Source organism: Nakamurella alba (assembly GCF_009707545.1).
Lineage (GTDB): Bacteria > Actinomycetota > Actinomycetes > Mycobacteriales > Nakamurellaceae > Nakamurella > Nakamurella alba.
This window is the reverse complement of the sequence record NZ_WLYK01000001.1, coordinates 1544028-1562395: the sequence shown is the minus strand read 5'-3', so window position 1 is coordinate 1562395 and position 18368 is coordinate 1544028. Positions and strand designations below refer to the sequence as shown.

Here is an 18368-nt window from a genome sequence, read left to right as displayed (position 1 = left end):
CCTGCCGGGTTCCTGACGGACCGCCGGCTCCGGGCACCAGTCCCTGGAGTCCACCAGTGCCGAAGTTCACGCCCCACCGCCGTTCCCTGCACGCCGTGCACGACCCGTCCGACGAGGACGACCTGCAGGACCTCGCCGACCGCTGGTCCGAGCAGGACACCCGCCGCCGCCCCGACCGCCGGCCCGTCCGCAGCGCCCCCCGGATCGTTCTCGAGGGGAAGTCCGGGCGGCACACCGTCGACGTCGACGAGCCCGACCCGACCGGATCGGACTCCGCTGACGTCGGACCCGACCCGATCGCCGCTCGCGGCGACGATGCCGGGGACGCCGAGATCCCCTACTCCTCCTATGATGTCGCCACCCACGGGCCCGATCCGGCGCCGGAGTGGCTGATCAGGTCGCTGTCCGCCCGGGACACCCGGTTGGGTGTGATCAAGACCGGCAAGGAGGCGGACGTCTCGCTGCTGGACCGGTCGCTGCCCGGCGGGCCGGGCTGCCTGCTCGCCGTGAAGACCTACCGCAGTTCCGAGCACCGGCAGTTCCACCGGGACGCCGAGTACCAGGAGGGCCGGCGCACCCGGCGCTCCCGGGAGACCCGGGCCATGGCCGCCCGCACCCGCTTCGGCCGCGACCTGCTGGCCGGCAAATGGGCGGGCGCGGAGTTCCAGGCGCTCACCGCACTCTGGAGGTCAGGGGCGCGGGTGCCCTACCCGGTCCAGATCATCGGATCCGAGCTGATGATGGAGTTCATCGGCGGCCCGGACGGCGCAGCGGCACCGCGCCTGGCCGACCACGACGGGGACACCCAGGACTTCACCGAGCTCTGGCACGACCTGGTCGCCTCCCTCGAGGTGCTCGCGGAGGACGGCCTGACCCACGGCGACCTGTCCCAGTACAACGTGCTGGTGCACGAGGACCGTTGTGTGCTCATCGATCTCCCGCAGACGGTGGACCTGGTCGCCAACCCGCAGGGCCGGACCTTCCTGGAGCGGGACTGCGCGGTCATCGCCCAGTTCTTCGCCCGCCGCGGGGTCCAGGCGGCCGACGGCGAACTGCTCGCCCTGCACCTGGCCGGGCTGGCCCACTGACGGGTGGCCCGGCCGGTCACCCTGCCGGGGCCGTTCCGCGACCGGGTTAGCCTGGGGCCATGCAGCATTTCGACCTGGTCATCATCGGCACCGGTTCCGGGAACTCGATCCCCGGCCCGGAGTTCGAGGACCGGAGCATCGCCATCGTCGAGGACGGGGCGTTCGGCGGGACCTGCCTCAACGTGGGATGCATCCCCACCAAGATGTTCGTCCACCCCGCCGAGCTGGCCGACGCCGCCCGGCACGGCCGGGACCTCAACGTCACCGCGCACCTCGACGCCGTCGACTGGCCGGGCATGCGGGACCGGATCTTCGGCCGGATCGACGCGATCGAGGCCGGCGGGCGGCAGTACCGCAAGGGCGACGAGACGCCGAACATCACCGTGTTCGAGGGGCGCGGCACCTTCACCGGGACGAAGGAGCTGTCGATCGCCCTGCACGACGGCAGCAGCACGACGATCACCGGCGAGGCCTTCGTGCTGGCCGCCGGGTCCTCGGTCTCGATCCCGGACGTCCCGGGCCTGGGCGACGGCTCGGTCCCGTTCCACACCTCGGACACCGTCATGCGCATCGACGACCTGCCGGAGAGCGTGATCATCCTCGGCGGCGGGTACGTGGCGGCGGAGTTCGCCCACATCTTCTCCTCCTTCGGCGTCCCGGTCACCCAGATCGTCCGCGGCAGCTCGCTGCTGCGGGACCACGACCACGACATCTGCCAGGCCTTCACCGCGGCCGCCCGCGAGCGGTACCGGGTGCTCACCTCCACCCGACTGGAGGCGGTGAAACCGCTGGCCGACGGCCGGATCTCGGTGCACCTGCACACCACCGACGGCCCGCTGTCGGTGGACGGGGCGCTGCTGCTGGTGGCCACCGGACGCACACCGAACGGCGCCTCGCTGGGGGTCGAGGCCACCGGGGTGACCCTGGACGCCCGCGGCCGGGTGGTGGTGGACGAGTACCAGCAGACGGTGGTCGACGGGATCTACGCGCTCGGCGACATCAGCACGCACTTCCCGCTCAAGCACGTCGCGAACCACGAGGCCAGGGTGGTCCGGCACAACCTGCTGCACCCGGACGACCGGATCACCTCCGACCACCGCTTCGTGCCGTCGGCGGTGTTCACCGACCCGCAGATCGCCTCGGTGGGCCGCACCGAACGGTCCCTGGAGCGGGCCGGCATCCCCTACGTGAAGAAGATCCAGCAGTACGGCGACATCGCGGCCGGCTGGGCCCGCGAGGACAAGGGCCACTTCCTCAAGGTGCTCGCGGACCCGGAGACCGGGCTGCTGCTCGGCGCACACGTGATCGGGCCGGAGGCGGCGACCGTGATCCAGCCCCTGATCCAGGCCATGCACTTCGGCCAGACCGCGCACGACGTCGCCAAGGGGCAGTACTGGATCCACCCGGCGCTGTCGGAGCTGGTGGAGAACGCCCTGCTCGGTCTGCCCGCACCCACCGGCCGCCCCTGACGGCACCCGGATGACCTGGCGCACCACCGCTCTCGACCGGCCGTCGGTCATGGTGACCGCCGATCCGGGGTGGTTGCTCGCGCCGCTGGCCTTCCGCGCCCTGGCCGGGCTCCCCGAGGACGACCCCGGCGCGCTGATCGACGGGCCGGTCCGGGCGACGGCACCGACCGGTGGGGCACCGGTGTCCCCCGGCCCCGCGATCGCCGCCGGGTTCGATGCCTGGTGGTCGACGGCCCTGGAGCACGACCCCCGCAGGGCCGCCCCCGCGATCCGGACGATCGTCGCCGACACAGGTCTGGCCGAGGCCTGGGCCGCCGCCGGCCCGGCGGTGCAGGCCTGGATGGCGGAACACCCGGCCCGTCGGTTGCCGCACTCGGCGGAAAGCGCTGTGCTGCAGGACCTCCGGGCGACCGGGTTCCGCCCCGGATGGCGCACGGTGCACCTGCTGGTGATCCCGGTGCACGGTGACTGGTACCGGGTCACCGCTCCCGGACGGGTGGTGCTGTCCCCCGCCGTGCGGGCCGCACCGGGCTGGCCGGACCAGCTGCGGGACCTGGCCCGGCGCGAGACCTGAACGGCGGGCACCGATCCCGGCACCGGGACCGAGGTGTCAGGGCAGGGTGAGGATCTCGGCGCCGGTGTCGGTGACGACGAGGGTGTGCTCGAACTGCGCGGTCCAGGACTTGTCCTTGGTGGTGACGGTCCAGTCGTCGGACCACAGGTCCCAGGTGATCCCGCCGAGGGTGATCATCGGCTCGATGGTGAAGGTCATCCCCTTCTCGATCACCGTGTCCACGGACGGCTCGTCGTAGTGCAGGATGACCAGCCCGGAGTGGAAGGTGTGGCCGATGCCGTGACCCGTGTAGTCCTTGACCACGCCGTAGCCGAAGCGCTTCGCGTAGGACTCGATGACCCGGCCGATCACGTTCATCTTCCGACCCGGTGCGACCGCCTTGATCGCCCGGCGCAGCGACTCCTCGGTCCGCTCGACGAGCAGCCGGTTCTCCTCCGACACGTTGCCGCACAGGTAGGTCGCGTTGGTGTCGCCGTGCACCCCGTCGATGTAGGCGGTCACGTCGATGTTGACGATGTCGCCGTCCTCCATCACCGTGCTGTCCGGGATCCCGTGGCAGATCACCTCGTTCAGCGACGTGCAGCAGGACTTCGGGAAGCGCCGGTACCCCAGCGTCGACGGGTACGCGCCGTGGTCGCAGATGAACTCGTGCACCACCCGGTCGATCTCGTCCGTGGTCACACCGGGTGCGATGACCTTGCTGCCCTCCAGCATCGCCTGCGCGGCGATCCTCGAGGCGACACGCATCTTCTCGATGGTCTCCGGCGTCTGCACCCAGCTCTCGGTGTTCGGCGCCGGCTTGTCCTTGCCGACGTACTCGGGCCGGACGATGGCGGCCGGGACCGGCCGGATCGGCGTCTGGACGCCGGGCGTGAGGGCGGTGCGGAGCATGCGTCCAGCGTACGACGGCGCAGAGCCGATCCCGGGCCTTCGGCCCGGGACCGAGATTCAGCCGTATGCGCACACGCTGTAACACTGTTGTCACCGGACGCGCTCAGCTCGACCTCACACTTCCCTCATGTCGGCCCCGAGCCCCACGCCACCCGGCGCCGTCCCCGGCGGCACTCCCGGTAGCGGCACCATCGCCGATGCCGCCGCGCCCGACCCGACCACAGCGGCAGGTGCAGCGGCGGCGGCACCGGCCGGTTCCGGGCCGGTGAACCGCCTGGACTCGCTCACCGGGCTGCGGTTCTTCGGCGCGCTGGCCGTGGTCCTGCTGCACACGATCGCCAACCGGTCGCTCAACGACCCGATCGTCTCGATCCCCGGCCTGTCCCGCGTCGCCGAGCTGGGCTACCTCGGCGTCACGTTCTTCTTCATGCTCTCCGGCTTCGTGCTCACCTGGAACGCCCGTGCCCGGGACACCAAGCGCGCCTTCTACCGGCGCCGCTTCGCCCGGATCTACCCGCTGCACCTCGCCACCGCGCTCGCCGCCCTCGCCGCCACGCTGGCGACCGGCGGGCTGGTCACCGCCGGCACCACCATTGCCTGCCTGCTGCTCGTGCAGACCTGGGTGAACGACCCGTCGGTGTACTTCGGGCTCAACGGTGTCTCCTGGTCGTTGTCCTGCGAGATGTTCTTCTACCTGGTCTTCCCGTTCGTGGTGCCGTCACTGCTGCGGTGGGGCCGGCGCGGCCGTGCGGTCTTCGCCGGGTCCGTGGGCGCGGCGATGCTGCTCGTCGCCGTGCTGGTGCTGACGATCCCGGGCTGGCTGCCGGTGGGCCGGTACATCTGGATCTCGCCGCTGTTCAACATCGGGCTCTTCTTCATCGGCATGACCCTGGCCCTGGTGGTGAAAGACGCGCGCCTCCACGTACCGGGCGGCCTGCCCACCGCCACGCTCGCCGTCGCCGTCGCCCTGATGTTGATCACCGTGCTCTCGCCGAACGGGCCGCTGTCCCGGCCGATGGCCACCGTGATCGTCGCGCCGGCCATCGCGCTGCTGCTGGTCGCCGCGGCCACCCGCGACGCCTCCGGCCGGCGGAGTTGGCTGGGTTCCCGGCCGATGGTCTCGCTCGGCGAGTGGTCGTTCGCGCTCTACCTGACCCACCCGCTGGTCCGCGGCGCCTTCCTCCTGGCCGGGGCGGAGAACGTCGGCGGAGTCCGGGGCATCCTGCTGGAGATCGGCTTCGTCCTGACCGCGATCGCGGTCTCCGGGCTCGCGTTCATCCTCTACGAACGTCCGTTGGAGAAGTGGCTCCGGCCGAGGTCACGCCCGAAACCGGCCCCGACATCCGCGGCGGTCGCCACCGCCTGACGACCGCAGCGGCAAACACGGGCGACCTGGCCGGCAACCGGACCGCAGCGGGCAGGAACTGACGCAGCGCGGCAGTGCCCGCGCGGCGCGTCCACACTTCGGGGTCACCCGGGCATCGGGATACTCGGGGACATGAAGTCCCGCCCGGCCCGTCACACCCCCCGGCAGCCCGCTCCCCGTGCCCGCCGGTCCCGGACCGCCCGCCTGCTCGTCCCGCTGCTGGCGGTGCTCGCGCTGGTCGGCGCATGCACCAGCGGCGGCGGATCGGCGACGACGAGCACCGCGGGCAGCAGCGGCACAGGGACCTCGCCGGAGACCGCGATCGGCCAGTTCGTGTCGGCCTGGCAGTCCGGCCAGGCCGCGCAGATCGCCCCGCTCACCTCGGACCCTGGCGCCGCGGAGGACATGATCGGCGGGATCATCGAGAACCTCGGGCCCAGCGCCATCGCCGTCAGCCGCGGTCCGATCACCATCGACGGCGATGTCGCGACCACACCGGCCACCTTCGTCTGGTCGCTGCCCGGCGGCATCAGCTGGAAGTACGAGGCGTCGTGGACCTTCGACCGGTCCGGCAACACCTGGGTCGCGGACTGGACACCCACGCTCGTCAACCCCCAGCTGCAGGCCTCGCAGACCGTCGGCCTGCGCACCACCGAGGCCACCGGCGGCCAGATCGTCGACCGCAACAACCAGCAGCTGGTCACCCCGACACGGGTCTACAGCGTCGTCGCCATCCCCGGCAAGGTCACCGACGCGAAGGCGCTCGCCACCTCGCTGCAGACCATCCTGAAGTCCTACGACGCGACGGTCACCGTCGCCTCCGTCACCGACGGCATCAGCAAGGCGAACGACGACACCGGGTACACCGTCACCAATCTCCGCGAGGCCGACTACCAGAAGGTGAAGGCGCAGCTGGACGGCCTCACCGGCCTCACCTTCCCGACCGCGCTGCGGGACCTGCCGCCCACCAAGGACTTCGCCCGCACCGTGCTGTCCGAGGCCACCCCGGTCGCCCAGGAGCTGACCAGCGGCACTGCCGGCTGGCGGATCGTCGTCCTGGACTCCACCGGGTCCGAGCTGGACACGCTGGCCGAGCAGGACGCCGTGCCCGGGAAGAACGCCGTCCTCACCCTCGACTCGACGATGCAGCAGGCGGCGGAGAAGGCACTGGCCACCGTGACCGAACCGGCGGTGCTGGTGGCCATCCAGCCGAGCACCGGCGAGATCCTCACCGTCGCGCAGAACGCGGCGGCCAACGCCCAGGGACCGCTGGCGCTGATGGGCCAGTACCCGCCGGGCTCCACCTTCAAGATCGTCACCGGTACCGCCGCGATCGACGCGAAGCTGGTCACCCCGGACTCGCAGGTGGCCTGCCCCAGCACCTACACCATCGACTCCCGGCCGATCTCCAACGACGAGGACTTCGACCTCGGCACCGTGTCGCTGACCACCTCGTTCGCGAAGTCCTGCAACACCACCTTCGCCGAGCTCGCGTCGCGGCTGACCAACCAGTCGCTGCACGACACCGCGCTCGAGTACGGCGTCGGGCTGGACTTCGTCATCCCCGGGATCACCACCCTCACAGGGCAGGCGCCGGTGGCCGAGTCCGACGTGCAGCGCGCCGAGGACGGTTTCGGGCAGGGCGTCATCCTGGTCACCCCGTTCTCCGCCGCGCTGATGGCCGCCACCGCAGCCTCCGACAACATGCCGACGCCGACGCTGATCCGCGGGCAGAAGACCACCGTCGACCAGGCCGCGCCGGACCGGTCGGCCGCTGCGCAGTCCGGGATCCGCACCCTGATGCGGGCCGTCGTCACCGACGGGACCGGCACCCTGCTGCAGGACGCCGGCGAGGTCTACGCCAAGACCGGCACCGCCGACAACGGCCCGACCGGCACCAAGGCGCACGCCTGGACCGTCGGGTACCGGGGCGACGTCGCCTTCGCCGTGCTGATCGTCAACGGCGACAGCTCCAAGCGGACCACCCAGCTGGCCGCGCAGTTCCTGGAGAGCATCCCGGCCGGCTGACCCCCTGGGACAGGTGCCGCCGGGCTCAGAACACCGGGTTCAGAACAGGACCGGGTTCAGAACAGGACCGAGGCGAAGGTGCCGACCTGCTCGAAGCCGATGCGGCGGTAGGTGGCGCGGGCCGCGGTGTTGAAGTCGTTGACGTAGAGCGTCGGCACCCGGCCGAGGGTGCGGATGTGCCGGACCAGGGCGGCGACACCCGGTGCGGCGAGCCCGCTCCCGCGCCGGTCGGGGGCCACCCACACGCCCTGGATCAGCGCGGCCCGGTGCGAGATCGCCCCGATCTCCGCCTTGAACACCACGCGCCCGTCCTCGAACCGGGCGAACGACCGTCCGGCCCCGATCAGCCCGGCCAACCGGGACCGGTAGGCCGCGCCACCGTCCGGCCAGCGCGGGTCGACGCCGACCTCCTCGGTGAACATGGCGACGGCCGCCGGGTAGTAGGCCTCCAGGTCGGTGAGCACCGCCTGCCGGACGAACGGATCGGGATCGACCGCGGGCGGCGCGGTGCAGGCGAGCAGCGGCTGCCGGGCCCGCACCTCGCGGGCGGCGCCCCAGCGCGGCTCCAGCGACTGCCAGAGCGGCAGCACCAGGTCGGACGGCCCGAGGATGGACGCACAGCGCCGACCGCGCCGACCGGTCGCATCGGCCAGCACCCGCATGGACGCGGCGTCACCGGTCAGCGGCATCAGGTTGGCGCCGTCGAACACCAGGCCGTCCCGGCCGCCGGCCACCCCCCAGAACTGCCCGCCGAGAGCGGTGCGGTCCATCCCGACCTGCTCGAACCGGGAGGCGATCAGGCAGCTGGCCTCCGGCGCGGCGGCGAGGGCACGTGCCACCACGGGCGCGTGCAGCCTCCCCAGCACCTTCGCCGAGCCCAGGGTCAACACGGTCGTATCAGACCAGTTGGACGGACGGTTCGCCGCTCGGCACGCCGGACTCGCGCATCGTCTCGGCCAGCTTCATCGCCTCGTCGATCAGCGTCTCGACGATGTCCGCCTCCGGCACCGTCCGGATCACCTCGCCCTTGACGAAGATCTGCCCCTTGCCGTTGCCGGACGCGACACCCAGGTCGGCCTCCCGGGCCTCCCCCGGTCCGTTGACGACGCAGCCCATCACCGCGACCCGCAGCGGCACGTCCATGCCCTCGAGCCCGGCAGTCACCTCGTTGGCCAGCTTGTAGACGTCCACCTGGGCGCGGCCGCAGGACGGGCAGGACACGATCTCGAGACCGCGGGCCCGCAGGTTCAGCGACTCCAGGATCTGCAGGCCGACCTTGACCTCCTCCACCGGTGGCGCGGACAGCGACACCCGGATGGTGTCGCCGATGCCCCGGGACAGCAGCGACCCGAAGGCGACCGCGGACTTGATGGTGCCCTGGAACGACGGGCCGGCCTCGGTGACGCCGAGGTGCAGCGGGTAGTCGCACTGCTGCGCCAGCAGTTCGTACGCCCGGACCATGATCACCGGGTCGTTGTGCTTCACCGAGATCTTGATGTCGCGGTAGCCGTGCTCCTCGAACAGTGAGCACTCCCAGAGAGCCGACTCCACCAGGGCCTCCGGCGTGGCCCGGCCGTACTTGGCCAGCAGCCGCTTGTCCAGCGATCCGGCGTTCACCCCGATCCGGATCGGGATGCCGGCATCCGTTGCCGCCTTTGCGATCTCGCCGACCTTGTCGTCGAACTTCCGGATGTTGCCGGGGTTCACCCGGACCGCGGCGCAGCCCGCCTCGATCGCCGCGAAAACGTACCGGGGCTGGAAGTGGATGTCCGCGATCACCGGGATCTGTGATTTCCTCGCGATCGCCGGCAGCGCCTCGGCGTCGTCGGTGTCCGGCACGGCGACGCGGACGATCTGGCAGCCGGCGGCGGTCAGCTCGGCGATCTGCTGCAGCGTGGCGTTCACGTCGGCGGTCTTGGTCGTGGTCATCGACTGCACCGAGACCGGGAAGTCGCTGCCGACGCCGACCTCGCCGACGTGCAACTGCCGGGTGACCCGGCGCGGAGCCAGCACGGGGACCTCCCGGTCGGCCGGCAGGGAGGGCATTCCGAGGCCCACGAGCGGCGCGGAGGTGGCAGTGCTGGGACCGGCGTTCATACCATCGAATCTACTCGCGGGAGCGGGCGCCCCGGACCGCAGGAGCCCACGTCACCCGCCGTTCGGGTGAGCGTCACCACGGGGTCACCGACGGGGCCGCGGACGGCTCCCGGGGCGTGGTGGATCAGGACAGCGTGACCGGGTTGACGATGTCGGCGACGAAGGTCAGCAGCGACAGCCCGATGAACAGCAGCACCACGACGTAGGCGACCGGCATCAGCTTGGCGACGTCGAACGGTCCCGGGTTGGGCTTGCGGCGCAGCTTCGACCAGCCGCGGCGGATCCACTCGATGACCGCGCCGAGGATGTGGCCGCCGTCCAGCGGCAGCAGCGGGATCATGTTGAGGAGGAACAACGACATGTTGAACCCGGCCAGCAGCTGCAGGAACAGCAGGATCTTGTCCTTGGCGCCGGTGTCCAGCGCCAGGATCTCGCCGCTGATCCGGCCGGCCCCGACGATGCCCACCGGCGAGTCCTGGCCGCGTTCGGCGCCGTTGAACACCGCGTCCCACAGCGCCGGGATCCGCGCCGGGATGCTGACCACCGCGTGCGCCGCGCGCCCGATGAACTCGCCGGTGAGCACGAACGCCTCGCCGACCGACTGGGTCTGGTACTCCTCGGCCGCGGTGATCCCGAGGAAACCCCCGGTGGTGGTGCCGACCACCTTCCCGGTGTCGTCGAACACGTTGAGCGTGTTCTGCACGATCGGGATCTGCGCGCTGATGCTCTGCCCGTCCCGGACGTAGGTGACCTCGACGGTCCGGCCGGCGTCGGCCCGGATCAGGTCCCGCATCTGGTCCCAGGAGGTGATCTGCTGCCCGTCGAAGGCCACGATCCGGTCGCCCGGCAGCAACCCGGCCGCGGCGGCCGGGGTGGGGGTGTAGTCGACCGGGCAGGTCTGCGGGGCGGCGGTCGCCGGCAGCACGCACTGGGAGACGCTGCCCACCACCGGCACCGCGGTCGGCAGGCCGATGCCCAGCACGATGATCGCGAACAGGATGACCGCGAAGATCAGGTTCTGCAGCGGTCCGGCGAACATGATGATGATCCGCTTGAACGGGTGCAGCTGGTAGAACTGCCGGCCGTCGTCCTCGACGCGGACCTGGACCCGGTCGCCCTGCCGGGCGTCCTCGATCATCTGCCGGACCATCCCCCACGGCCCCGCCGAGGTCGAGTTGATCCGCTGCCGTCCGTCCTTGCCCGGCGGCACCATGCCGACCATCCGCACGTAGCCACCGAGCGGGATCGCCTTGATGCCGTACTCGGTCTCGCCCTTGGTGCGGGACCAGATCGTCTTCCCGAACCCGACCATGTACTGCGTGGTGCGGACCTTGAACAGCTTGGCGAACGCCAGGTGCCCGGCCTCGTGCCAGGCGATGGCGATCAGCAGCCCGAACAGGAACAGCACGATGCCGATGGCGGTCCACATGTCGGGCTGGGCTCCTGGTGCTCGTGCTGGTGGCGGTGCTCATGCTGGTGGCGGTGCTGGTGCTGCTGCTGGTCCAGTGTGGACCGGTGCGTGTGGGGGTCCTGTTTCCGTTCGTCCGGCACCGCCGGCCGGGCGCTCGTACTGGTGGTGGTGCTGTTTCCCCGTGGCCGGTGTCAGTGCCGGGCCACGAACTCCCGGGCGTGCGCCCGGGCCCAGTCCTCCGCCGCCAGGACGTCGTCGATGTCCCGCGGTTCGGCGCGCTGGGCGTCCGCGCTGTCCAGGATGCCCTGCAACAGGGCGGTGATGCCGGGGAACGGCAGATCTCCGGCCAGGAAGGCGGCCACCGCCTCCTCGTTGGCCGCGTTGTACACCGCCGGCAGCAGCCCGCCGGCGGTGCCCGCGGCCCGGGCCAGCGACAGTGCCGGGAAGGCGACGTGGTCGACCGGTTCGAAGGTCCAGGCGGTGGGATCCGAGGTGTCGGTGAAGTCGCAGGCCGTCGCCACATCGTCCAGCCGGTCCGGCCAGGACAGGCCGAGCGCGATCGGCAGCCGCATGTCCGGCGGCGAGGCCTGGGCCAGTGTCGACCCGTCGACGAAGGTGACCATCGAGTGCACGACCGACTGCGGATGGACGATGGTGTCGATCTTCTCGTAGGGGATGCCGAACAGCAGGTGCGCCTCGATCAGCTCCAGGCCCTTGTTGACCAGGGTCGCGGAGTTGATGGTGACCACCGGCCCCATCGCCCAGGTCGGGTGGGCGAGCGCCTGCTCCGGGGTGACGTCGGCGAGATCGGCCGCGGTGCGCCCGCGGAACGGCCCGCCCGAGGCGGTGAGCACCAGCTTCGCCACCTCGGAGCCGCGCCCGCCGCGCAGGCACTGCGCCAGCGCCGAGTGCTCGGAGTCCACCGGCACGATCTGCCCCGGTGCCGCCGCGTTCGTCACCAGGCTGCCGCCGGCGACCAGCGATTCCTTGTTGGCCAGCGCCAGGCTGCGGCCGGCGGCCAGGGCGGCCATCGTCGGGGCCAGGCCGACGGACCCGGTGATGCCGTTGAGCACCACGTCCGCGTCCACGTCCTGCACCAGCCGGGTCGCGGCGTCCGGACCGGTGATCCGGGCGCCGTCGAACGGGGTGCCGGAGGCGAGCACCGCGCCGGGGTGGGCGGCGGCCTGCTGCGCCAGCAGGTCCGGCCGGGATCCGCCGGCCGCCAGCCCGGCCACCTCGAACCGGTCGGGATGGCGGGCGATCACGTCCAACGCCTGGGTGCCGATCGAACCGGTGGAGCCGAGGAGCAGGACTCGTGTGCGCACAACGTGACATTCTGCCGGTCCGGAGCGGCCCGCTGCCCCGCAGCGGTGCTGTCGTGCGAGGATGAAGGGGAAGCACCCGCACGCATACCGCAGGAGGACTGGTGGCCGGCACCTCGTTGGAGAAGCACGACGCCCACGGCGAGGTCGAGGCCGCCCACGGCGGTGCGGTGGTCAGCTACAACCCCGACGCCCCGAGCGAGGAGTGGGGCTGGCACGGCACCTGGCAGGACTTCGCCCCGAAGGGGAAGAACGCGCTGCTCGGCCTCGGCGCCGCCGGCCTGCTGCTGATGATCATCGGCAACCACCGCTCCAACGTGGAGAACTACTTCCTCATCGCATTCGCGCTCGGCATGGTGCTGCTGATGGTCCAGGGCTACGTGCAGAAGAAGAAGCGCAACCGCATCCGCCCCTGAGCCCGTGCTGTCCTGATCCGGTGCCGACCGGGCGGGTACGGCACGGATCACGACGGTGGCCGGTCGCACCGGTCCTGTGCCGTCCGTGGGCGCAGGGTCAGGCCAACCGGCGCAGCAGTGTCGCGGCCAGCTCGGGGTCACCCGGTCCCGGGTCCGGGCGGAAGCTCCACTCCAGGCCGACCCACCCGTCGGTGAGGCTGCCGCCGTCGGTCGCCGGCAGCCGCAACGCGTGCAGCGATTCCGGCGGGTGCACCCGGCCGACCATCAGCAGGCTCACCCCGCTGCCCGGCCGCAGCACCCGGTCCAGCAGCGCCTGGTCCGCGGTCGTCCCCGGGAACAGGTCGGACAGCACCAACAGCACCCGCCCGGTCCACACGTCGGGCGGCAGCGCATCGGCCGCACCGGCGTCCCGGGCCATGTCGAACAGATCGGCCCGCTGCTCGAGACGCCGCAGCACGGCCAGCATCCCGTCCTCGTCGGACGCCGGTGTCCCCGCCAGCACCGGCCGGATCGGTCCGCCGGCCAATGCGGTGCTCAGGCTGCCCTCGGCGTCGCACAGCTGCACCCGGGTGCCGCCGGGCGGTGATCCGGCCAGCAACCGGATGATCAGTCCGAGAGTCATCATCAGCGCCGCCTCGTCCGGCCCGTCGACGTGCAACGGGCGGTACAGCGGCAGCGGGACGACCAGCGGCACCCGCAGCTCGGGCGCCTCCTCCAGAGTGAGCTCGCCGACCCGCATCCCGCCGTCCGGCCGGGCCCCGGGCGGCTCCTGCCAGGACCGCCCGCCCCACGGCGCCAGCTGCGGCGGCAGCTGCGGGTCGAGCTCGGCGAGTTCGGTGCGCAGCTGGTCGATGTCGCGCATGTGCGACGACGTCGCCTGCATCACCAGGTCGTCGTAGCGCCGGTCCACCTCCAGCCGGGCCGGGTCCTGCGGGTCGCGCATCCGCGGGTCGGCGAGCAGTTCCTCCAGCTCGCGGTCCCGCCGGGTGCGGGCGAAGTCCATGGAGCTGCGGAAGCCGGCGGTGCTGCGCGCCGCGTCCTGGAAGACGCCCTGCAGCACCCGGACCTGCCGGTCGGCCGGGGTGGTGCCGGGCGGCAGCATCGGTGCCGGCGGCTCCGCCGACCCGGCCGACGCGGCCGGCTGGGCGGCCGGCATCGGTGTGGCGGCGGCCGTGACGTCGGCGGGCCGGGCTCCGTGGTGGGCGAGCAACTCTGGCAGGCCGCCGGCGAAGCCCTGGCCGACGGCGCGCAGCTTCCACTCGGTGCCGCGCCGGTAGACCTCGACCAGCACCAGGGAACGGACGATCCCCGGTGCGGTGCAGGCGTAGTCGGCCACCTCACCGGCCGGACCGGTGACGCCGGTGAGGATCTCGCCGACCATCGGGGTGCCGGTGGATGCGACCGCCGCGATCACCAGCAGGCGCTGCACGGCCGGCGGCATCGCCGCCGGGTCGAGAGTGACCGTGTCGTGGGTGATGTCGACGACGCCGGGCACCGCACCGGCCGCGCCCGGGGCCAGCAGCGGGCCGGCGGCCCGGTCGCTGCCGTCGAGCGCCAGCCCACGAATGGCCGGGGCGCCGGAGACGCGGACGGTGATCCGACCGGTCGGGAGGGGGACGTTCTCCCCCATCCGCAGGGTCCTCACAGGAACCTGGTCAGCTGGGGCACCGCCTCGACCGGGGTACGTGCCTGGATGCCCTCGCCGATCGCCTGCAGCTTCCAGCCGTCCGGCGCCCGGAACACCTTGGTCATCACCATGCCGGTGAACGGCATGCCACCGGCCAGGGTGTAGCGGGCGAGCTCACCGCCGTTGGTGTGGTCGACCAGCCGGCAGAACGCGTTCTGCACCTGCTCGAAGGTCTGTCCCTCGTAGGAGGTGACGATCAGGATCAGCGAGGTGATGTGCACCGGGATCCGGTTCAGGTCGATCAGCACCACCTCGTCGTCGCCGTCGCCGGCGCCGGTGCGGTTGTCGCCCTGGTGCTGCACCGAGCCGTCGCGGCTCTGCAGGTTGTTGTAGAAGACCACGTCGGCGGGCTGCTGGTCGGCGAAGAGCAGGACGCTCGCGTCCAGGTCGATCTCGACCTCGCGGCTGCCGAACAGGCCGCGCTTCTGCACCGGGTCCCAGCCCAGCCCCATCCGGATCATGGTGAGCGCGCCGTCCTCCTTGCGCAGCGAGACCCGTTGGCCCTTCTGCAGACTCACCGACCGACCCTTGACCAGCGACACCTCACCCGACGACTGCGCGGGCGCCGCCGGCGGCTGCTGGTAGGCGGGCTGCTGCGGGGGTGCCGGCGGCGGAGGCGGTTGGTACCCCTGCTGCGGCGGGGGCTGGTACGCCTGCGGCGGCTGCTGGTAGCTCGGCGGCGCCGAGGGCGGCGGCTGGTAGCCCTGCTGCGGAGGGGACTGGTACGCCTGCTGCGGCTGGGGCTGGTAGGCCTGCTGCGGCGGTGGAGGCGGCTGGTAGGCGGGCTGGGCCGGCGGAGACGGTGGCGGCTGGTAGGCCTGCTGCGGCGGAGCGGGCGGTGGCGGAGGTGCAGCCTGGCCGCCGTCGTCGTCGACGCTCACCCCGTGGTCGCGGATGAGGTCGGCGAGACCACCGGCGTAGCCCTGGCCGACCGCCCGCACCTTCCAGGTGTCGGCACGGCGGTAGATCTCGAGGAAGATCACGATGCTCTCGGAGTCCAGGCCGGTGGCCTGGTAGCTGATCACCGGCTGTCCGGCGCCGGTCGACACCCGGGCCACCGGCGGCGCGAACTGGCCGAAGCGGGCGCCGGGCTGGTCCAGGTTGGACACGACGCGCACCTGGTCGATGTCGGCCGGCACCGCGGCCGGGTCGATCTCGATCCGCCAGGAGCCGCCGCCGGACGCCGGGACGCACCGCACGCCCGGACCGTCCGGCTGGTTGAAGAAGACGAAATCGGCGTCGCTGCGCACCTTCCCGGCCGGGGTGACCAGCAGGGCGGACAGGTCGGCCGGCGCGGCGACGTCGACCGTGACGACGAGCGCCCCGGGCGGCACCGGCGCGTTCTGGCCTTTGGACAGGGCTGCGCCGCTCGGGTCGGTCATGGTCCGAATCTATCGGACCGGTTCAGCCCTCTGCAGCGAGTTGGCCGCAGGCGGCGGCGATCTCCTGACCGCGGGTGTCGCGCACCGTGCAGGCGACGCCCTGCGCCCGCACCCGGCGGACGAACTCGGCCTCGACGGGCTTGGGCGAGGCGTCCCACTCGCTGCCCGGGGTGGGGTTGAGCGGGATGAGGTTCACGTGGACCAGCTGGCCCAGGTGCTCGCGCAGCACCTTGCCCAGCAGATCGGCCCGCCACGGCTGGTCGTTGACGTCCCTGATCAATGCGTACTCGATGGACACCCGGCGACCGGTGGCATCGGCGTACCGGCGACCGGCCTCGAGCACCTCGGCGACCTTCCACCGCTCGTTGATCGGCACCAGGGTGTCGCGCAGCTCGTCGTCCGGGGTGTGCAGCGAGATGGCCAGCCGGACCTGCAGCCCCTCGGCGGTGAGCCGGTCGATGGCCGGGACCAGGCCGACGGTGGAGACCGTGACCGAGCGGGCGGAGATGCCCAGGCCGTGTGGCTGCGGCGCGGTGATCTGGCGGACCGCCGAGAGCACCCGGTTGTAGTTGGCCAGCGGCTCCCCCATCCCCATGAAGACGATGTTGGAGAGCCGTCCCGGACCGCCCAGCGCGCCGTCCCGGGCCGACGCGGCCGCCAGCCGCACCTGCTCGACGATCTCCGCCGTGGACAGGTTGCGCTGCAGCCCGCCCTGGCCGGTGGCGCAGAACGGGCAGGCCATGCCGCAGCCCGCCTGCGACGAGACGCACAGCGTGATCCGGTCGGTGTACCGCATCAGCACGGACTCGATGAGGGTGCCGTCGTGCGCGCGCCAGAGGGTCTTGCGGGTGTCACCGTCGTCGCAGGCGAGCGACCGCACCTCGGTCAGCAGTTCCGGCAGCACCGCGTCCACCAGCTCCTGCCGGCCGGTGGCGGGCAGGTCGGTCATCAGCGCCGGGTCCCGGGTGAGGTTCGAGAAGTAGTGCCGGGACAGCTGATCCGCCCGGAACGCGGGCTGCCCGGCCGCCACCACGGCGGCCTTCCGCCCGGCGGCGTCGAGGTCGGCGAGGTGCACCGGCGGCTTGCCGCGGCGCGGGGCGGTGAACACGAGAGGAAGCGACTTGGTCATGACAGTGCTCCATTGTCCCAGATCACGAGACGGGCGAGCACCAGCTCGCCGGCCGACTGCTGTAGGACGCCGGGAAACATGGCCGCAGATCCCGGGATCGTGCGGTCGAGCATCGCAGCCGTAGAGAGGCACGAACGGAGGCGAGAAGCGCAGGACGCGGGATCCCTCTGGGGATCAGCGGCCCGCGAGCGCCAGCTCGCAGTGTTCAGCAGCATGCGAGCCGTAGGAGGCGCCATGGGTGACGGCGTGCACCAGCAGCGGGTGCAGCTGGTGCAGGGCGATCCGGTCCGGCCAACCGCTGTCGAGCGACGCGGCCTCGGCATACGCCTGCTGGATCCGGCGCAGGTGCGGCGCGCCGAAGAGAGCGAGCATCGCCAGATCGGTCTCCCCGTGGCCGCCATGTGCGGCGGGATCGATCATCACCGCGCCGGTCGGGGTGAAGAGCAGGTTGCCGGCCCACAGGTCCCCGTGGATCCGGGCCGGCGGCCGTCCGTCGTCGAACTCCCCCGCGTGCAGCCGTTCGCACACCTTCTCGACCGATCGCAGTCCGGCATCCGACAGGTTGCCGATCCGGTGCGCCGCCCGCGAGTACGGCAGCAGCCGCAGGTCAGCGTAGAACGCACCCCAGCTGCTGTACGAACCGAGCGGCAGCTCCTGCCTCCCGATGAATGCCACACCCGGACCACCGGTCGGTCCGCTGCCGAACGCCTCGGCGCCGGCGGCGTGGGTGACGGCGAGCGCGCGGCCGAATTCCTCGGCCGCCGCGGCGCTGGCGGGCGCCTCGGTCAGCCGCTCGATCTCGATCCGGCCGGTCCGGACGTCGAGCACAGACACGCACGCGGCGCCGCCGTCCACGGCCAACCACCGCAACCCCGCCGCCTCCGCCTCGAAGAACCCCGCCGGCCCCCCACCCGGCTTCTCCTTGATCAGAGAAATTCAGGTCACCCGGTCACAGCGCGGTGCGGCAGCTTCCAGCCGGGGCGGGGGAAGTGGCAGGTGTACCCCCACGGGATGCGCTCGAGGTAGTCCTGGTGCTCCGGCTCCGCCTCCCAGAAGGTGCTCTCGGGGACGACCTCGGTGACGACCTTGCCCGGCCAGAGGCCGGAGGCGTCGACGTCGGCGATGGTGTCCAGGGCGACCTGGTGCTGGTCCTCGTCGGTGTAGAAGATCGCCGACCGGTAGCTGGTCCCGACGTCGTTGCCCTGGCGGTTGCGGGTCGACGGGTCGTGGATCTGGAAGAAGAACTCCAGGATGTCGCGGTAGCTGGTCACCGCCGGGTCGTAGACGATCTCGACCGCCTCGGCGTGGCCCTCGTGGTTGCGGTAGGTGGCGTTCTGCACCAGGCCACCGGTGTAGCCGACGCGGGTGGACAGCACTCCCGGCTGCTTGCGGATCAGGTCCTGCATCCCCCAGAAGCAGCCACCGGCGAGCACGGCACGTGCAGCGGACATGGTTCTCTCCTTCTCGTAGACGTACATCCTCTCCAACAGTCCCGCTCACGCACACAT

Annotated in this window: 16 protein-coding genes; 6 read left to right on the top strand and 10 right to left on the bottom strand. The window is 71.8% G+C overall.

Annotated elements, in window-relative coordinates:
* The first annotated feature begins 203 nt into the window (after window positions 1-203).
* Genes GIS00_RS28630 through GIS00_RS07085 form a run of 3 tightly spaced genes read left to right on the top strand, consistent with a single transcriptional unit; the run spans window position 204 to window position 3131 of the window.
* Complete coding sequence (locus GIS00_RS28630) at window positions 204-1088, top strand: serine protein kinase RIO (protein WP_407666798.1); 885 nt, start codon at window positions 204-206, stop codon at window positions 1086-1088.
* Between the two features lie 59 nt (window positions 1089-1147).
* Complete coding sequence (locus GIS00_RS07090; RefSeq protein WP_154767504.1) at window positions 1148-2557, top strand: mycothione reductase; 1410 nt, start codon at window positions 1148-1150, stop codon at window positions 2555-2557.
* Between the two features lie 10 nt (window positions 2558-2567).
* Window positions 2568-3131: a hypothetical protein gene (locus GIS00_RS07085; RefSeq protein WP_154767503.1), complete on the top strand. Its 564-nt coding sequence runs from the start codon at window positions 2568-2570 to the stop codon at window positions 3129-3131.
* 36 nt (window positions 3132-3167) lie between these two features.
* Here GIS00_RS07085 and map read toward each other — a convergent pair whose 3' ends face one another.
* The gene (gene map, locus GIS00_RS07080; protein ID WP_154767502.1) at window positions 3168-4022 is read right to left on the bottom strand and encodes a type I methionyl aminopeptidase; all 855 of its coding nucleotides are present in this window, start codon (window positions 4020-4022) and stop codon (window positions 3168-3170) included.
* A 127-nt stretch (window positions 4023-4149) separates the two neighbouring features.
* On the opposite strand from map, the gene GIS00_RS07075 reads away from it, so the two are divergent.
* The gene (locus GIS00_RS07075) at window positions 4150-5388 is read left to right on the top strand and encodes an acyltransferase family protein (RefSeq protein ID WP_154767501.1); all 1239 of its coding nucleotides are present in this window, start codon (window positions 4150-4152) and stop codon (window positions 5386-5388) included.
* Between the two features lie 132 nt (window positions 5389-5520).
* A complete protein-coding gene (locus GIS00_RS07070) occupies window positions 5521-7416 on the top strand; it encodes a penicillin-binding transpeptidase domain-containing protein (RefSeq protein ID WP_154767500.1) in 1896 nt (631 codons plus the stop codon).
* A gap of 56 nt (window positions 7417-7472) precedes the next feature.
* Here GIS00_RS07070 and GIS00_RS07065 read toward each other — a convergent pair whose 3' ends face one another.
* The 4 genes from GIS00_RS07065 to dxr all read right to left on the bottom strand — a co-directional run bounded on the left by GIS00_RS07065 (window position 7473) and on the right by dxr (window position 12249).
* Window positions 7473-8306, bottom strand: coding sequence for a GNAT family N-acetyltransferase (locus GIS00_RS07065; protein WP_322097630.1), 834 nt, complete (start codon window positions 8304-8306; stop codon window positions 7473-7475).
* Between the two features lie 7 nt (window positions 8307-8313).
* Window positions 8314-9513, bottom strand: coding sequence for a flavodoxin-dependent (E)-4-hydroxy-3-methylbut-2-enyl-diphosphate synthase (ispG, locus tag GIS00_RS07060; protein ID WP_230312877.1), 1200 nt, complete (start codon window positions 9511-9513; stop codon window positions 8314-8316).
* A gap of 124 nt (window positions 9514-9637) precedes the next feature.
* The gene (locus GIS00_RS07055; RefSeq protein WP_154767499.1) at window positions 9638-10942 is read right to left on the bottom strand and encodes a M50 family metallopeptidase; all 1305 of its coding nucleotides are present in this window, start codon (window positions 10940-10942) and stop codon (window positions 9638-9640) included.
* A gap of 173 nt (window positions 10943-11115) precedes the next feature.
* Window positions 11116-12249 carry a 1-deoxy-D-xylulose-5-phosphate reductoisomerase gene (gene dxr / locus GIS00_RS07050; protein ID WP_322097628.1) on the bottom strand — a complete coding sequence of 378 codons (1134 nt, stop codon included), beginning with the start codon at window positions 12247-12249 and terminating at the stop codon, window positions 11116-11118.
* A 101-nt stretch (window positions 12250-12350) separates the two neighbouring features.
* Between dxr and GIS00_RS07045 the strand changes: the two genes are divergently transcribed.
* Entirely contained in the window at window positions 12351-12662 is a 312-nt protein-coding gene (locus GIS00_RS07045; protein ID WP_196073151.1) for a DUF2631 domain-containing protein, read from the top strand.
* 97 nt (window positions 12663-12759) lie between these two features.
* On the opposite strand, the gene GIS00_RS07040 is transcribed toward GIS00_RS07045, so the two are convergent.
* From GIS00_RS07040 to msrA, 5 genes are all read right to left on the bottom strand, one after another.
* Window positions 12760-14292, bottom strand: a complete 1533-nt coding sequence (locus GIS00_RS07040; protein ID WP_154767496.1) for a TerD family protein — start codon at window positions 14290-14292, stop codon at window positions 12760-12762.
* An 11-nt stretch (window positions 14293-14303) separates the two neighbouring features.
* Window positions 14304-15731, bottom strand: coding sequence for a TerD family protein (locus GIS00_RS07035; protein WP_154767495.1), 1428 nt, complete (start codon window positions 15729-15731; stop codon window positions 14304-14306).
* 22 nt (window positions 15732-15753) lie between these two features.
* Window positions 15754-16860, bottom strand: a complete 1107-nt coding sequence (gene rlmN / locus GIS00_RS07030; protein WP_154767494.1) for a 23S rRNA (adenine(2503)-C(2))-methyltransferase RlmN — start codon at window positions 16858-16860, stop codon at window positions 15754-15756.
* A gap of 174 nt (window positions 16861-17034) precedes the next feature.
* Window positions 17035-17796, bottom strand: coding sequence for a fructosamine kinase family protein (locus tag GIS00_RS07025; RefSeq protein ID WP_407666797.1), 762 nt, complete (start codon window positions 17794-17796; stop codon window positions 17035-17037).
* A 5-nt stretch (window positions 17797-17801) separates the two neighbouring features.
* Window positions 17802-18311, bottom strand: a complete 510-nt coding sequence (gene msrA, locus GIS00_RS07020) for a peptide-methionine (S)-S-oxide reductase MsrA (protein WP_154767492.1) — start codon at window positions 18309-18311, stop codon at window positions 17802-17804.
* Window positions 18312-18368 lie beyond the last annotated feature (57 nt).

Bases quoted from the DNA above. Each gene is read 5' to 3' on its own strand.
- GIS00_RS07070 (WP_154767500.1), top strand. From the start codon at position 5,521: ATGAAGTCCCGCCCGGCCCGTCACACCCCCCGGCAGCCCGCTCCCCGT.
- GIS00_RS07035 (WP_154767495.1), bottom strand. From the start codon at position 15,731: ATGACCGACCCGAGCGGCGCAGCCCTGTCCAAAGGCCAGAACGCGCCG.
- GIS00_RS07085 (WP_154767503.1), top strand. From the start codon at position 2,568: ATGACCTGGCGCACCACCGCTCTCGACCGGCCGTCGGTCATGGTGACC.
- GIS00_RS07090 (WP_154767504.1), top strand. From the start codon at position 1,148: ATGCAGCATTTCGACCTGGTCATCATCGGCACCGGTTCCGGGAACTCG.
- map (WP_154767502.1), bottom strand. From the start codon at position 4,022: ATGCTCCGCACCGCCCTCACGCCCGGCGTCCAGACGCCGATCCGGCCG.
- GIS00_RS07075 (WP_154767501.1), top strand. From the start codon at position 4,150: ATGTCGGCCCCGAGCCCCACGCCACCCGGCGCCGTCCCCGGCGGCACT.
- GIS00_RS07055 (WP_154767499.1), bottom strand. From the start codon at position 10,942: ATGTGGACCGCCATCGGCATCGTGCTGTTCCTGTTCGGGCTGCTGATC.
- ispG (WP_230312877.1), bottom strand. From the start codon at position 9,513: ATGAACGCCGGTCCCAGCACTGCCACCTCCGCGCCGCTCGTGGGCCTC.
- msrA (WP_154767492.1), bottom strand. From the start codon at position 18,311: ATGTCCGCTGCACGTGCCGTGCTCGCCGGTGGCTGCTTCTGGGGGATG.
- GIS00_RS07040 (WP_154767496.1), bottom strand. From the start codon at position 14,292: ATGGGGGAGAACGTCCCCCTCCCGACCGGTCGGATCACCGTCCGCGTC.
- rlmN (WP_154767494.1), bottom strand. From the start codon at position 16,860: ATGACCAAGTCGCTTCCTCTCGTGTTCACCGCCCCGCGCCGCGGCAAG.